A 13,692-nucleotide genomic window follows, 5' to 3' on the forward strand; every position below is an offset into this window, starting at 1 on the left:
TAAAATAAAGGGAGTAAGATACACAGGAGATTAAATGAACTACTTTAACGTTGGAAAGATTGTTAATACACAGGGCTTGCAAGGTGAAATGCGGGTCTTGTCTGTGACAGATTTTACTGAAGAACGCTTTAAAAAAGGGGCAGAGTTAGCCTTGTTTGATGAAAAGGATCAGTTTGTTCGAACAGTGGTCATTGCTACCCACCGTAAGCAAAAAAACTTTGATATTATCAAGTTCAAGGATATGTACCATATCAATGATATTGAAAAATATAAAGGTCATAGTTTAAAAGTTGCTGAAGCTAATCTCAATGATCTTGATGAAGGTGAGTTTTACTACCATGAGATAATCGGTTTGGAAGTTTACGAGGAAGATAACTTGATAGGAACTATCAAGGAGATTCTACAACCAGGTGCCAATGATGTCTGGGTGGTCAAGAGAAAAGGAAAACGCGACCTACTTTTACCTTATATTCCGCCAGTAGTTCTCAATGTTGATATTCCAAACAAGCGGGTTCAAGTGGAGATCTTAGAAGGACTAGATGATGAAGATTGATATTTTGACCCTCTTTCCTGAGATGTTTTCTCCGCTGGAGCACTCAATCGTTGGAAAGGCTCGAGAAAAAGGGCTCTTGGATATCCACTATCATAATTTTCGCGAATATGCTGAAAAGGCCCGTCATGTGGATGACGAACCATATGGTGGTGGTCAAGGTATGCTACTTCGAGCACAACCGATCTTTGATGCCTTTGATGCCATTGAAAAGAAAAATCCGCGCGTGATTCTCTTAGATCCAGCTGGGAAACAGTTCGATCAGGCTTACGCTGAGGATTTGGCGCAAGAAGAGGAACTAATCTTTATCTGTGGTCACTACGAAGGCTATGATGAGCGAATTAAGACCTTGGTAACCGATGAAATATCTCTCGGAGATTATGTCCTAACTGGAGGAGAACTGGCAGCAATGACCATGATTGACGCTACAGTTCGCTTGATACCAGAGGTGATTGGTAAAGAATCTAGTCACCAAGATGATAGCTTTTCATCAGGTCTTCTCGAGTATCCTCAGTATACACGGCCTTATGACTATCGTGGCATGTTGGTTCCAGAGGTGCTCATGAGTGGTCACCATGAGAATATTCGACAATGGAGACTCTATGAAAGTCTTAAGAAAACCTACCAACGTAGGCCAGATTTGCTGGAAGAGTATGAACTAACAGCAGAAGAAGAGAAAATGTTGGCTGAAATTAAAGAAAAAAACGACTAAAAGGAGAAACTTATGCAAGTAATTAAACGTGATGGACAAGTCGCAGACTTTAACCCAGATAAAATCTATCAGGCTATCCTGAAAGCTGCACAGACAGTTTATGTCTTGACAGATGATTTGCGCCAAAATCTCGCCCAAGTCACTAAGAAAGTTGTGTTGGATCTTGAAGAAGCAAAAGTAGAACGTGCAACGATCAGTATGATCCAGTCAATGGTTGAGCACCGCTTACTAGGTGCAGGATACATCACTATTGCTGAACACTATATCTCTTACCGTTTGCAACGCGACTTGGAGAGAAGTGGCTACGGTGATCACATAGCTGTTCACTTACATTTTGAACAAATTCGCTAAGATAAAAAGAGTGAGATGATAGAAGCATCTCACTCTTTCTTAAATCTTCTTTTTTGAGCTGTTTGGATAGTAGAGGGAACGAAAGTTACTCTTCGAATATCCGATACTCGAATAATTCGGCTGACGTTTTTGGCGAAATTTTTAACGATAATTTGTTGGCGATTCGTATCATACTTGATAATGTCGCCTGTAAAACTTGACTCAGCAAAAATGATGTGTACAGCCTTTTTTTTAGCTATCGCTTCTTCAAGTCTAGCAACTAGGGGATCGCTTTTTTCAGGAATGGAATCTTCATATCCAATAACAAAATCATGGACTTTTTGCAAAGCCTGTTTTAATAAATTTTTCATTCCGGCCTCCCTTCTTTAAATCATTATATAAAAATTTTATGAAATCTACAAGATTTTTCGAATAATCAATTGAGAACAAAAAGGAGAAGAATATGGCAGAATTTACATTTGAAATCGAAGAACACCTACTCACTCTATCTGAAAACGAAAAAGGATGGACGAAAGAAATCAATCGTGTCAGCTTTAATGGTGCACCAGCCAAGTTTGACATTCGTAGCTGGAGTCCTGACCATACAAAGATGGGGAAAGGAATCACCCTCTCAAATGAGGAGTTTCAAGTGATGGTGGATGCCTTCAAAAATCAGTAAGCATTTATGGAAGAATAATCTAAAAGAGAGTGGGACAGAAATCAATAATTCGTTAGAATTCGATTTCGTCGTCCCACCTCCGCACAGTTGAGTAGGGCTGTAAAAGCTACTGAAATCAGCCTAGTAGAGCCCACTCAACAACTGCGTCTTACTCGACAATCCAAAGACAAGAAAGAGGCCAGGACTTTTGTCCCAGCCTCATTTCTTTATTTGCTTGAAAAATAGGATTGAGTACGGAGACGTTGAAGGAGTGGTCGACCGATAAAACTGATGGCAACGATTTTTGCAAGATCAGGAATGATAAAGGGAATGACACCGACAGCCAGTGCTTTATCAAATGGCATCCCAGCTAAGAAGTGGAGACTAAGAATACCACCTACAAAGACAAGAGAATCTCCCAAGAGATTTGCAAAGAAAATACGTAAGACGCCACTATTTGTGTGAATGAGATAGGAAGTAAGTCCCGCATAGACAAGGTCGAACCAAAGATAACCAGCGCTTGGCCCTACCAAAACATGAAAACCAGCTCCTCCGCTAGCAAAAACCGGAATACCGATAGCACCCAGTAAGAGATAGAGACCAACAGAAAGAACGGCTTCCCTTGGTCTAAAAACAGTAGCAATGAGTCCGATAGCAAAGTTTTGCAGAGTAAATGGAACTGGACCAATCGGGATACTAATCTGGGCCAATACTGCAATAAGAGCTGCTCCAATAGCAGGAATAGCGTAGATATGAGCTTTTTTCAAAATAGTTAACCTCTTCTATAAATTATAGTAACTATTATACTGAATAAGATATAAATGTCAACCTATTTTAAAATAAAAGGTTACAAATCTGTAACGCCCGATTTAGAACAAAAAAGAGACCCGGAGGTCTCTGTTTGTTTTATCGCATAGTCACAAATTCTTCTGAACCTGTTGGATGGATAGCGACAGTAGCATCAAAATCAGCTTTTGTGGCTCCCATCTTGATAGCAACTGCAAAACCTTGAATCATTTCGTCCACTCCGTAGCCGATTCCATGAAGGCCAACTACCTTTTCGTCTTCACCAGCTGTAACGAGTTTAAAGCGAGCTTCTTGGCGGTGACTGGTAACTGCAGAATACATAGATGCGAATTTTGAAGTATAGACTTTAACGTTTTCTTGTCCGTACTCTTTGATGGCCTCTTCCTCAGTTAGACCGACAGTTCCGATAGCTGGGTGTGAGAAGACAACAGTTGGAATAGTAGTGTAGTCCATTTTGGCATTGGTTTTACCGTTGAAAAGTCTTTCTGAGAGTGTACGGCCAGCCTTGATAGCGACAGGAGTCAGTTCTTTTTCACCTGTGACATCTCCAAGTGCGTAGATACCTTCGACGACAGTGTTTTGGTATTCGTCAACTTGAATGAAACCACGTTCATTAAGTTTAACACCTGCTTTTTCAAGCTGAAGCCCTTCAACATTTGGACGGCGACCGGTTGCCCAGATAACTTGACTAGCAGTATGAGTGCTACCGTCTTCAAAATGAATCCGAATGCCTTGTTCAGCTTCTTCAAGTTTAGCTGGAACCTTATGTGTGTGTAGATTTAATCCAGTATTTGCCATTTCCTGAACCAGGCTCTCAACGATATAACTATCAAATCCACGTAGCGGACGATCACGGCGTACAAATAAATCCGTCTTGACACCGAGTGTATGGAGTACACCAGCAAGTTCGACAGCAATATAGCCAGCACCTAGGATGGCTACAGATTCAGGTAACTCCTCCCATGCAAAGACATCATCAGAACTACCACCTAGTTCAGCCCCAGGAATAGCTGGAATATGTGGATGGGCCCCAGTTGCAATCACGATATGATTGGCACGGATCAACTCTCCATTAACGCTGACAGTATGAGCATCAACAAACTCAGCACGTCCTTCAATCAAATCAACCCCGTTACGCTTGAAACTTCCGTCGTAAGAAGAGCGGGCACGGTCAATATAAGCTTCACGATTCTGACGAAGCGTGGCGTAATCAAATTCACTCCCAGTACTTGTAAAACCGTAGTCGGGTCCGTATTTGTGGATACTCTCTGCGATTTGGGCTCCATACCACATAATTTTCTTGGGTACACAACCAACATTAACGCAGGTTCCTCCTAATTTTTTTTCTTCAATAACTGCAGCTTTAGCACCATGTTCACCAGCACGGTTCATGGTAGCAATACCCCCGCTACCTCCACCGATGGCGATAATGTCGTATTCTCTCATAGAAAGCTCCTTTACTTGTTTTCTACTCATATTCTATCTTTTTTTGGAGGTCAATGCAAAAATCTGCTACGCTTAAATTTCTTAAGAAAATGCTTGCAAAAATAAAAAAGAAGTTGTATTATATAACTAACACAACAATAAAAGATTTGGCAATTATTTTTGGATGGTCAGAAAGCAATTGTCCATTTTTAGGACTTGTGCTATAATCTTAATATATATTTATAAAAGAGGTATGATATGAAAAAGAAGTCAAAAGCTAAAAAATGGCCTTTGTTTACAGCTATCGGTGTTGCATCCGTTTTTGTAGTAGGAGCAGCTGCTGTTCTTCTATTGAGACAACCAAATCAAGCAGCAACCAAAGATGAAGTTGCGAAGATTGTTCTTGCCAAAGAGGGGACAGTAGCATCATCGGTTCTCTTATCAGGTACTGTAACTGCTCAGAATGAACAATATATTTATTATGATTCTAGTAAGGGAGACTTGGATGAAGTTTTGGTTTCCGTGGGAGATAAGGTGAGCGAGGGTCAGGCACTCGTTAAGTATAGCAGTACTGAAGTTCAGGCTGCCTATGATGCTGCCAGTCGTGCAGTTGCTAAAGCTGACCGTCATATCAATGAATTGAATGAAGCTCGAAATACAGCCGCCGCTACACCTAGCCTTCCTCAAACAGGTCTAGACGGAGTACCTGCTCAAGCTCAAGCCCAGTCATCCGGTTCTGCCACAGCTGCTATTGATTCACAAATCAGTGATGCGCGTGATGTGCGCGCAGATGCAGAAGCGCAACTCGAAAAAGCCCAAGCCCAGTTGAATGCTGCTACGGTATTGAGTACGGTGGAGGGAACAGTTGTTGAAGTGAATCGTAACGTTTCAAAATCTCCGACAGGAAATAGTCAAGTATTGGTACATATCGTAAGTAACGATAATTTGCAGGTCAAGGGGGAGCTTTCTGAATACAACCTAGCTAACCTTTCTGTCGGTCAAGAAGTCACCTTTACTTCTAAAGTTTATCCAGATAAAACTTGGAATGGTAAGATTAGCTATATTTCAAATTATCCCAAAAATAATAGTGAAGCAAGTGCAAGTCTTGCTGCCTCAAATTCAGGTTCTAAATATCCCTATACCGTTGATGTAACAAGTGAAATTGGTGATTTGAAGCAGGGATTTACAGTCAGTGTCGAAGTGAAAAGCACTAGTAAAGCATTGATTGTTCCGATTACGAGCGTAGTTATGGAAGAAGATAAAAACTATGTTTGGATTCTTGATGAAAATCAAAAGGCCAAAAAAGTTGAAGTTGGATTGGGCAATGCGGACGCAGAAAACCAAGAGATCACATCTGGTCTGAAAGATGGAGCAAAAGTCATCAGTAATCCGACAGCTTCCTTGCAAGAAGGAAAAGAGGTGAAGACTGATGAAGCAACTAATTAGCCTCAAAAATATCTGCCGTAGCTATCGCAATGGTGACCAAGAGCTCCTAGTCCTTAAAAATATTAACCTTGAAGTACACGAGGGAGAATTCGTAGCAATCATGGGACCATCTGGTTCTGGTAAGTCTACCCTCATGAATACCATTGGTATGTTAGATACCCCTACAAGTGGTCAGTATTTTCTAGATGGAAAAGAAGTAGCTGGTTTGGGTGAAAAACAATTAGCCAAGGTTCGAAATCAAGAAATTGGTTTTGTCTTTCAGCAGTTCTTTCTTTTATCTAAATTAAATGCGTTACAAAATGTAGAATTGCCCTTAATCTATGCTGGTGTTTCTACCTCAAAACGTCGTAAATTAGCAGAAGAATATTTGGAAAAAGTTGAGTTGACGGACAGAAGTCATCACTTGCCATCGGAATTATCAGGTGGTCAGAAGCAAAGGGTGGCCATAGCGCGTGCACTCGTTAACAATCCGTCTATCATCTTGGCAGATGAACCTACTGGAGCCCTTGATACCAAAACTGGAAATCAAATCATGCAACTCTTAGTTGAATTAAACAAGGAAGGAAAAACCATCATCATGGTTACGCATGAACCTGAAATTGCTGCCTATGCTAAGCGTCAAATCGTCATTCGTGATGGTGTCATTTCGTCTGATAGTGCCCAAGTAGAAAAGGAGGAAAATTAAGATGCAGAATCTGAAATTTGCCTTTTCATCTATCATGGCCCATAAAATGCGTTCCTTCTTGACCATGATAGGGATTATTATCGGTGTATCATCGGTCGTTGTAATCATGGCCTTGGGAGATTCCATGTCTCGTCAGGTCAATAAAAACATGACCAAGTCCCAGAAAGACATCCATGTATTTTTCTCCCCTACAAAGAGTAAGGACGGTTCCTTTACCCAGAAGCAATCTGCTCTAACCCTGTCTGGAGGACGAGAAGAAGATTTTGTTGAACCACCAAAACCTCAAGAAGCCTGGGTTAAGGAAGCTGCTAAGCTCAAGGGAGTGGATAGTTACTATGTGACCAACTCAGCCAATGTGACCTTGACCTATAAGGATAAAAAGGTGGAACACGCTAACATGACGGGTGGGAATGTCACTTATATGGATGCGGTCGAAAATAAAATCATTGCAGGTCGAAGTCTTAGAGCACAAGATTATAAAGATTTTGCAAACGTGATTATTTTAGATGAAGAACTTGCCAATAGCCTTTTTGGTTCAGCACAAGAAGCTCTCAATCAGATTGTTGAAGTAAATGAAATCAGTTATCGTGTTATTGGTGTTTATGAAAGTAAAGAAGCTAAGGCTGTAAAATCCTTTGGAGTCGGAGGACTACCAATTACGACCAATATTTCTCTTGCAGCTAATTTTAACACAGACGAGATTTCAAATATTGTCTTCCGTGTCAATGATACTAGCTTGACTCAGACTTTGGGTCCAGAATTGGCTAGAAGAATGACGGAGATTGCAGGTCTCCAACGAGGGGAGTATCAGATAGCAGATGCAACGGAAGCCTTCAATGAAGTGCAACAAATGTTTGGCTTCATAACAACGATTATTAGTGCCATTGCGGGGATCTCCCTCTTTGTCGGTGGTACGGGTGTTATGAACATTATGCTTGTTTCGGTGACAGAGCGTACTCGTGAGATTGGTCTACGCAAAGCGCTAGGAGCAACACGGGCTAATATTCTGGTTCAGTTCTTGATTGAATCCATGATTTTAACCTTGTTAGGTGGGTTCATCGGTCTTGTGCTGGCTGCAGGGGTGACCATGCTTGCAGGTGTTCTTCTTCAAAACTTGATCGCAGGAATCGAAGTTGGAGTATCCATCCCAATAGCTCTCTTTAGTTTAGCGGTCTCAGCAGGTATCGGTATGATATTCGGTGTTCTACCAGCCAATAAAGCCTCTAAGCTCGATCCAATCGAAGCCCTTCGCTATGAATAAGATAATCAACAGGAAAAACAAGATGGACACAAGTCTGTCTTGTTTTTGGTTGGATTTCTCTATCGAAAATCACTAAAAATATGGTATAATGAAGTGTTAGAAAAACAGGTTTCATTAGCCTGGAAAGGAAAAATTATGTCTGAAAAGAATTTTTATATTACAACACCGATTTACTATCCATCTGGTAAACTTCATATCGGTTCTGCTTACACAACTATCGCCTGTGATGTCCTAGCCCGCTACAAACGCCGTATGGGCTACGATGTCTTTTATCTGACTGGTCTTGATGAGCATGGTCAAAAGATTCAACAAAAAGCAGAAGAAGCTGGGATCACACCTCAAGCTTATGTTGATGGCATGGCAGTTGGAGTTAAAGAACTCTGGCAATTACTGGATATCTCATACGATAAATTTATCCGTACCACAGACGATTACCATGAAAAAGTAGTGGCTCAAGTCTTTGAACGCTTGCTAGCTCAAGATGACATCTACTTGGGTGAATATTCTGGTTGGTACTCAGTCTCAGATGAGGAATTCTTTACAGAAAGCCAACTGGCAGAAGTCTTCCGTGATAAAGCTGGAAATGTGACTGGTGGTATCGCTCCATCAGGTCATGAAGTGGAGTGGGTTTCTGAAGAATCATACTTCCTTCGTCTCAGCAAATACCAAGATCGCTTGGTCGAATTTTTCAAATCACATCCTGACTTCATCACTCCAGATGGTCGCCTCAATGAAATGCTGCGTAACTTCATCGAGCCTGGCTTGGAAGACTTGGCGGTATCTCGTACAACCTTTACCTGGGGTGTACCAGTCCCATCAAATCCTAAACACGTTGTTTATGTATGGATTGATGCTCTTCTCAACTATGCGACAGCTCTTGGTTATGGACAAGATGAGCATGGGAACTTTGACAAGTTCTGGAACGGAACAGTCTTCCACATGGTCGGAAAAGACATCCTTCGTTTCCACTCAATCTACTGGCCAATCCTTCTCATGATGCTCGATATCAAATTACCTGACCGCTTGATTGCCCACGGTTGGTTTGTCATGAAAGACGGCAAGATGTCTAAGTCAAAAGGGAATGTCGTTTACCCTGAAATGCTAGTAGAGCGTTATGGACTAGATCCACTTCGTTACTACCTCATGCGTAGTCTTCCAGTTGGTTCAGACGGAACCTTCACTCCAGAAGACTATGTAGGCCGTATCAATTATGAATTGGCAAATGACCTCGGGAACCTCCTCAACCGTACGGTTTCTATGATTAACAAGTATTTTGATGGACAAATTCCAGCCTATGTAGAAGGTGTAACAGAGTTTGACAATGCTCTTGCTGAAGTAGCAGAACAATCAATCGCCGACTACCACACCTACATGGAAGCAGTTGACTACCCACGTGCCCTTGAAGCAGTCTGGACTCTTATTTCACGTACTAATAAATACATCGATGAGACAGCTCCATGGGTCTTGGCTAAGGATGAAGCACTTCGCGCCCAATTGGCAAGTGTTATGAGCCACTTGGCAGCCAGCCTTCGTGTCGTAGCTCACTTGATTGAACCATTTATGATGGAAACCAGTCGCGCAGTCTTGACTCAACTTGGTTTAGCAGAAGTTTCTAGTCTTGAAAACTTGAGCTTGGCTGACTTCCCTGAGGGTGTCACTGTAGTTACCAAAGGAACACCAATCTTCCCACGTCTCGATATGGAAGAAGAAATCGCCTATATCAAGGAACAAATGGAAGGCAATAAGCCAGCTGTCGAAAAAGAATGGAATCCAGATGAAGTCGAACTCAAACTAAACAAGGAAGAAATCAAGTTTGAAGACTTCGACAAGGTTGAAATCCGTGTCGCAGAAGTCAAAGAAGTTTCTAAAGTTGAAGGTTCTGATAAGTTGCTTCAATTCCGCCTCGATGCTGGTGATGGTGAAGATCGTCAAATCCTCTCAGGAATTGCAAAATACTATCCAAATGAACAAGAATTGGTCGGCAAGAAAGTCCAAATCGTTGCCAACCTCAAACCACGTAAAATGATGAAAAAATATGTCAGCCAAGGGATGATCCTCTCAGCTGAACATGATGGCAAATTAACCCTTCTCACAGTTGATTCAGCTGTACCAAACGGAAGTGTGATTGGCTAAGATTTAAAGAGGCTGGGACAAAAAGTCCTAGCCTCTCAATTGTTTTTTGAGTGTCGAGCAAGACGCAGTGGTTGAGTGAGCTCTACTACGCTGATTTCATCAGCTTTTACAGCCCTACTCAACTGTGCGGAGGTGGGACGACGAAATCGAATTCTAACGAATGACCGATTTCTGTCCCACTCTCTTTCTTTTGTAAGGTGTCAGTTGCTAAAAGTGGCCTTCTGTTTTATAATGAAGAAAAACGGAGGAAGTTGCCATGAAATACATTTCATTTGGTCAAGAAAAAAAGAACTGTCAGAAATTGTTCTCGGAATGATGCGAATCAGTGACAAGTCGGCTAAAGAGGTTGAGGAGTTGGTTGAAACAGCCCTATCTGTAGGAATCAATGCCTTTGACTTGGCAGATATCTATGGTGTAGGTCGTTGCGAAGAATTACTGGGTCAAGTGTTAAACAATCGTCCTGACCTGCGAGAAAAGATGTGGATCCAGTCCAAATGTGGCATTCGCATTGAAGAGTTCACCTATTTTGATTTTTCAAAAGAGTATATTTTAGAGTCAGTAGATGGAATTTTAAAAAGATTGCAGGTTGACTATTTAGATAGCTTGCTTCTCCATCGACCAGATGCTCTGATGGAAGCTGACCAAGTGGCGGAAGCCTTTGAAATCCTACACACATCTGGTAAAGTTCGAGATTTCGGTGTGTCCAACCAAAATCCTATGATGATAGAATTGCTAAAGAAGGAAGTCAAACAGCCTCTATCGATCAATCAATTACAACTAAGTGCAGCTTTCACGCCAGGTTTTGAATCCGGTTTTCATGTCAATATGGAAGGGGACAAGGCAGCTTTGCGTGATGGAAGTATCTTTGAATACTGTAAATTAAACGACATGGTGATTCAGGCCTGGTCAGTCTTACAGTTCGGATATTTTAAAGGGAATTTTGTTGGCAATGAGAAGTTCCAACAACTAAACCAAGTTCTAAATCGACTAGCGATAAAATATGGAGTCAGCCCATCAGCTATTGCTATCGCTTGGGTCTTACGCTATCCAGCTAAGATGCAGGCAATAGTAGGAACAACTAACCCTAAACATTTGATAGAAGCAAGCCAAGCAAGTAATGTTAACCTAACTCGAAAAGAATGGTATGAGATTTACCTAGCAGCAGGGAATGATTTGCCATAGGAAAAAATGCATTTTAAGAATTCACAGTCAAAAAGCCGTTGAAAAACGGTTTTTTGTTATAATAAGACAAGAGAACTATTAAGGAGAAAAACATGACATTTGAAGAAATCTTGCCTGGGCTAAAGGCAAAAAAGAAATACGTTCGTACTGGCTGGGGAGGAGCTGAAAACTATGTCCAGCTCTTTGATACCATTGAACAAAATGGAGTCGCCCTTGAAGTGACACCCTATTTCCTAATCAATGTGTCTGGAGAAGGGGAAGGTTTTTCTATGTGGAGTCCGACACCTTGTGATGTTTTGGCGACGGATTGGGTAGAAGTGCATGACTAGACGCGTATTGATTACGGGAGTGAGTTCAGGGATCGGTCTAGCTCAAGCTCGCCTCTTTTTAGAGAAGGGCTATCAAGTTTATGGAGTTGACCAAGGCGAAAATCCACTTTTACAGGGTGATTTTCACTTTTTACAGAGGGATTTGACATTAGACTTGAAACCTGTTTTTGACTGGTGTCCTCAGGTGGATATTTTGTGCAATACTGCTGGAGTGTTGGATGATTACAAACCACTTTTGGAACAGACTGCGCAGGAAATTCAAGAAATTTTTGAAATCAACTATGTGACTCCAGTGGAGCTGACTCGTTATTATTTGACGCAAATGCTGGAGAAAAAGAAGGGAATCATTATCAATATGTGTTCCATAGCTTCAAATCTAGCGGGAGGTGGCGGTCACGCCTATACTTCTTCCAAGCATGCCCTAGCGGGCTTTACCAAACAGCTGGCCCTGGATTATGCGGAAGTTGGGATTCAGGTCTTTGGTATCGCACCAGGTGCTGTCAAAACGGCTATGACCGCTGCGGAATTTGAGCCAGGCGGCCTAGCAGACTGGGTGGCTAGCGAGACCCCTATCAAACGCTGGATAGAGCCAGAAGAAGTGGCAGAAGTCAGTCTCTTTTTGGCCAGTGGAAAGGCATCTGCCATGCAAGGACAAATCCTGACCATTGATGGTGGTTGGAGTTTGAAGTAGGGGAATCTGATGGAAATCAAAAATCACTTTGGCGTCTATGGCGTTTGCTTTGAAAATGGGAAGTTACTCTGCATTGAGAAAACGAGAGGTCCATATCAACATCGCTATGATCTACCTGGGGGTAGCCAGGAACTAGGTGAAGGATTGACAGAAACTCTGATTAGAGAAATTTTGGAAGAGACGGGGTATACGATTAGCGATTATTCAAACCCTAGAATCTATGATGTGCTGGTTCAAGAAGAGGGAAAAGACTTCGCAGTACATCATATCATGGCCTTTTATGATATAGTACTTGATTTCGAACGCTATCAAAAATCACTTCCTCATGAGGTTCTTGATGGAAGTAATGATTCAGCAAATGCACTTTGGATTCCTCTTGAGCAAATTAATGAAGATAACGCATTGCCCTTAGTATTAAAGCTTAAGAAAGAGTTATTAGAAATTCCAGAATTGGATAAAACTTTGTATATGAATTGGAAGGTAATCAATGAAAAATTATTTAATGGATGAAAGTATATTTCAGTATCCTGAATCTTTTAAAAAAATGATAGAACTTAATTTAGTTGATTTTGATGTTTGGTATTTTTTAGATTCGGAATGGGCCTTGTCCCTGTATAAGGGGTTGCAGGAAAGGTACCCGACAAGAAAGTTGATTCCATTTGCTAAAAGAGGGGATTGTGACGATACTGCTTGTTTTGAAATTGGAAAAGGCAATAAAGTACAACTAATTCATGATTTTGCTGTAGAAGGCTGGGAGCAAAGGAAAGAGTTTCATGACCTTTGGGAATGGATAGAATATGCAGTCAAATGCATGATAGAATATAATAAAGATGATGGGATAGAGTAAAGGCCTATTGTAAGTGTTAAAAGGAGTAGATAGATGAACCTTAAAGATTTATTACAGGATATTGAGACTGATGCTCAATCGGATCGTATTTAAGTCTGGTACCTAAAAAGAATAAGAAAACTCAAACAGATGGTATGCATGTTCTCAATCGTTTATGCTATGTCTTTTATTTGTCAGATCATCGTGATCTGTCTGAGTATTTAATTAAGAAAATGTTGAAAGTTCCTTTTGAGGGGGATTATCGAACGTGGGAGCCTGTTCAAAATTCAGCATTACTAGCTATTCTGATTGATGAAGATAAGTATCTCACACAAGTCAAAGATCGGATTTTATATGCGCGAGATTTCGGTGATGAAGTAAGTGTATCTGGGAAGCAAAAGGTTCATAAGCGGTTTTTGACAGGTTTTAGATTGAATACTCTAAAAAAAGAATTAGAGAAAACCAAGGATGAAACCTCATAAATGAATAAAAGAATGGGAATCTTATTTCATTTATTGTACTTAAAAGTTTTTTCTAATGAATTGGAAATAAATCAGGACTTAGTGAATTCCGAAATCCAAGAAACCATTTCAATCCTTCGTAACTACATTCTAGAAAATGGATTTAAGCAACTCTATCCCTTCAAATAAAAAAGTA

At 41.0% G+C, this 13,692-nt stretch carries 18 protein-coding genes and 1 pseudogene; 16 read left to right on the top strand and 3 right to left on the bottom strand.

What is annotated here, in order from left to right:
• The first annotated feature begins 34 nt into the window (after positions 1 to 34).
• Genes rimM through NGI26_RS02590 form a run of 3 tightly spaced genes read left to right on the top strand, consistent with a single transcriptional unit; the run spans position 35 to position 1,613 of the window.
• Positions 35 to 553 carry a ribosome maturation factor RimM gene (rimM, locus tag NGI26_RS02580; protein ID WP_251935570.1) on the top strand — a complete coding sequence of 173 codons (519 nt, stop codon included), beginning with the start codon at positions 35 to 37 and terminating at the stop codon, positions 551 to 553.
• Entirely contained in the window at positions 543 to 1,262 is a 720-nt protein-coding gene (trmD, locus tag NGI26_RS02585) for a tRNA (guanosine(37)-N1)-methyltransferase TrmD (protein ID WP_251937166.1), read from the top strand. Before rimM ends, trmD begins: the two co-directional genes overlap by 11 nt.
• 12 nt (positions 1,263 to 1,274) lie before the next feature.
• Positions 1,275 to 1,613, top strand: a complete 339-nt coding sequence (locus tag NGI26_RS02590; protein ID WP_075567824.1) for an ATP cone domain-containing protein — start codon at positions 1,275 to 1,277, stop codon at positions 1,611 to 1,613.
• A gap of 29 nt (positions 1,614 to 1,642) precedes the next feature.
• Here NGI26_RS02590 and NGI26_RS02595 read toward each other — a convergent pair whose 3' ends face one another.
• Entirely contained in the window at positions 1,643 to 1,963 is a 321-nt protein-coding gene (locus tag NGI26_RS02595) for a hypothetical protein (RefSeq protein WP_251935572.1), read from the bottom strand.
• Between the two features lie 92 nt (positions 1,964 to 2,055).
• Between NGI26_RS02595 and NGI26_RS02600 the strand changes: the two genes are divergently transcribed.
• Positions 2,056 to 2,271: a YdbC family protein gene (locus NGI26_RS02600; RefSeq protein WP_006145796.1), complete on the top strand. Its 216-nt coding sequence runs from the start codon at positions 2,056 to 2,058 to the stop codon at positions 2,269 to 2,271.
• 206 nt (positions 2,272 to 2,477) lie between these two features.
• Here the strand turns inward: NGI26_RS02600 and NGI26_RS02605 are convergent, their stop codons facing one another.
• Both NGI26_RS02605 and gor read right to left on the bottom strand, forming a co-directional pair.
• Positions 2,478 to 3,017, bottom strand: a complete 540-nt coding sequence (locus NGI26_RS02605) for a biotin transporter BioY (protein ID WP_251935574.1) — start codon at positions 3,015 to 3,017, stop codon at positions 2,478 to 2,480.
• A gap of 139 nt (positions 3,018 to 3,156) precedes the next feature.
• On the bottom strand, positions 3,157 to 4,503 hold the full coding sequence (gene gor / locus NGI26_RS02610) for a glutathione-disulfide reductase (protein WP_251935586.1): 1,347 nt from the start codon (positions 4,501 to 4,503) through the stop codon (positions 3,157 to 3,159).
• Between the two features lie 53 nt (positions 4,504 to 4,556).
• Here gor and NGI26_RS02615 point away from each other — a divergent pair, with 53 nt between their 5' ends.
• The 12 genes and pseudogenes from NGI26_RS02615 (at position 4,557) to NGI26_RS02670 (ending at position 13,685) form a co-directional block, all read left to right on the top strand.
• Positions 4,557 to 4,709 carry a hypothetical protein gene (locus NGI26_RS02615; RefSeq protein WP_251935588.1) on the top strand — a complete coding sequence of 51 codons (153 nt, stop codon included), beginning with the start codon at positions 4,557 to 4,559 and terminating at the stop codon, positions 4,707 to 4,709.
• A gap of 31 nt (positions 4,710 to 4,740) precedes the next feature.
• Complete coding sequence (locus NGI26_RS02620; RefSeq protein WP_251935590.1) at positions 4,741 to 5,928, top strand: efflux RND transporter periplasmic adaptor subunit; 1,188 nt, start codon at positions 4,741 to 4,743, stop codon at positions 5,926 to 5,928.
• Positions 5,912 to 6,613 (top strand): ABC transporter ATP-binding protein, encoded by a 702-nt coding sequence (locus tag NGI26_RS02625; protein WP_251935592.1) that lies wholly within the window; start codon positions 5,912 to 5,914, stop codon positions 6,611 to 6,613. The genes NGI26_RS02620 and NGI26_RS02625 overlap by 17 nt, the downstream gene beginning before the upstream one ends.
• 1 nt (position 6,614) lies before the next feature.
• On the top strand, positions 6,615 to 7,874 hold the full coding sequence (locus NGI26_RS02630) for an ABC transporter permease (RefSeq protein ID WP_251935595.1): 1,260 nt from the start codon (positions 6,615 to 6,617) through the stop codon (positions 7,872 to 7,874).
• Between the two features lie 135 nt (positions 7,875 to 8,009).
• Positions 8,010 to 10,007, top strand: coding sequence for a methionine--tRNA ligase (metG, locus tag NGI26_RS02635; RefSeq protein ID WP_251935597.1), 1,998 nt, complete (start codon positions 8,010 to 8,012; stop codon positions 10,005 to 10,007).
• Between the two features lie 256 nt (positions 10,008 to 10,263).
• Positions 10,264 to 11,189: pseudogene (locus tag NGI26_RS02640) on the top strand (aldo/keto reductase).
• A gap of 92 nt (positions 11,190 to 11,281) precedes the next feature.
• A complete protein-coding gene (locus tag NGI26_RS02645; RefSeq protein WP_000141913.1) occupies positions 11,282 to 11,518 on the top strand; it encodes a DUF2829 domain-containing protein in 237 nt (78 codons plus the stop codon).
• Positions 11,511 to 12,209: a 3-oxoacyl-ACP reductase gene (locus NGI26_RS02650; protein ID WP_251935599.1), complete on the top strand. Its 699-nt coding sequence runs from the start codon at positions 11,511 to 11,513 to the stop codon at positions 12,207 to 12,209. The genes NGI26_RS02645 and NGI26_RS02650 overlap by 8 nt, the downstream gene beginning before the upstream one ends.
• Before the next feature lie 9 nt (positions 12,210 to 12,218).
• The gene (locus NGI26_RS02655; RefSeq protein ID WP_251935601.1) at positions 12,219 to 12,719 is read left to right on the top strand and encodes an NUDIX hydrolase; all 501 of its coding nucleotides are present in this window, start codon (positions 12,219 to 12,221) and stop codon (positions 12,717 to 12,719) included.
• A complete protein-coding gene (locus NGI26_RS02660) occupies positions 12,697 to 13,056 on the top strand; it encodes a hypothetical protein (RefSeq protein WP_251935603.1) in 360 nt (119 codons plus the stop codon). Before NGI26_RS02655 ends, NGI26_RS02660 begins: the two co-directional genes overlap by 23 nt.
• Before the next feature lie 134 nt (positions 13,057 to 13,190).
• Positions 13,191 to 13,517 (top strand): DUF6707 family protein, encoded by a 327-nt coding sequence (locus NGI26_RS02665; protein ID WP_353505213.1) that lies wholly within the window; start codon positions 13,191 to 13,193, stop codon positions 13,515 to 13,517.
• Entirely contained in the window at positions 13,518 to 13,685 is a 168-nt protein-coding gene (locus NGI26_RS02670; RefSeq protein WP_251935607.1) for a hypothetical protein, read from the top strand.
• Positions 13,686 to 13,692: the final 7 nt, after the last annotated feature.

The organism is Streptococcus sp. Marseille-Q0941, from assembly GCF_943736975.1.
In the GTDB taxonomy this organism is placed as follows: Bacteria; Bacillota; Bacilli; order Lactobacillales; family Streptococcaceae; genus Streptococcus.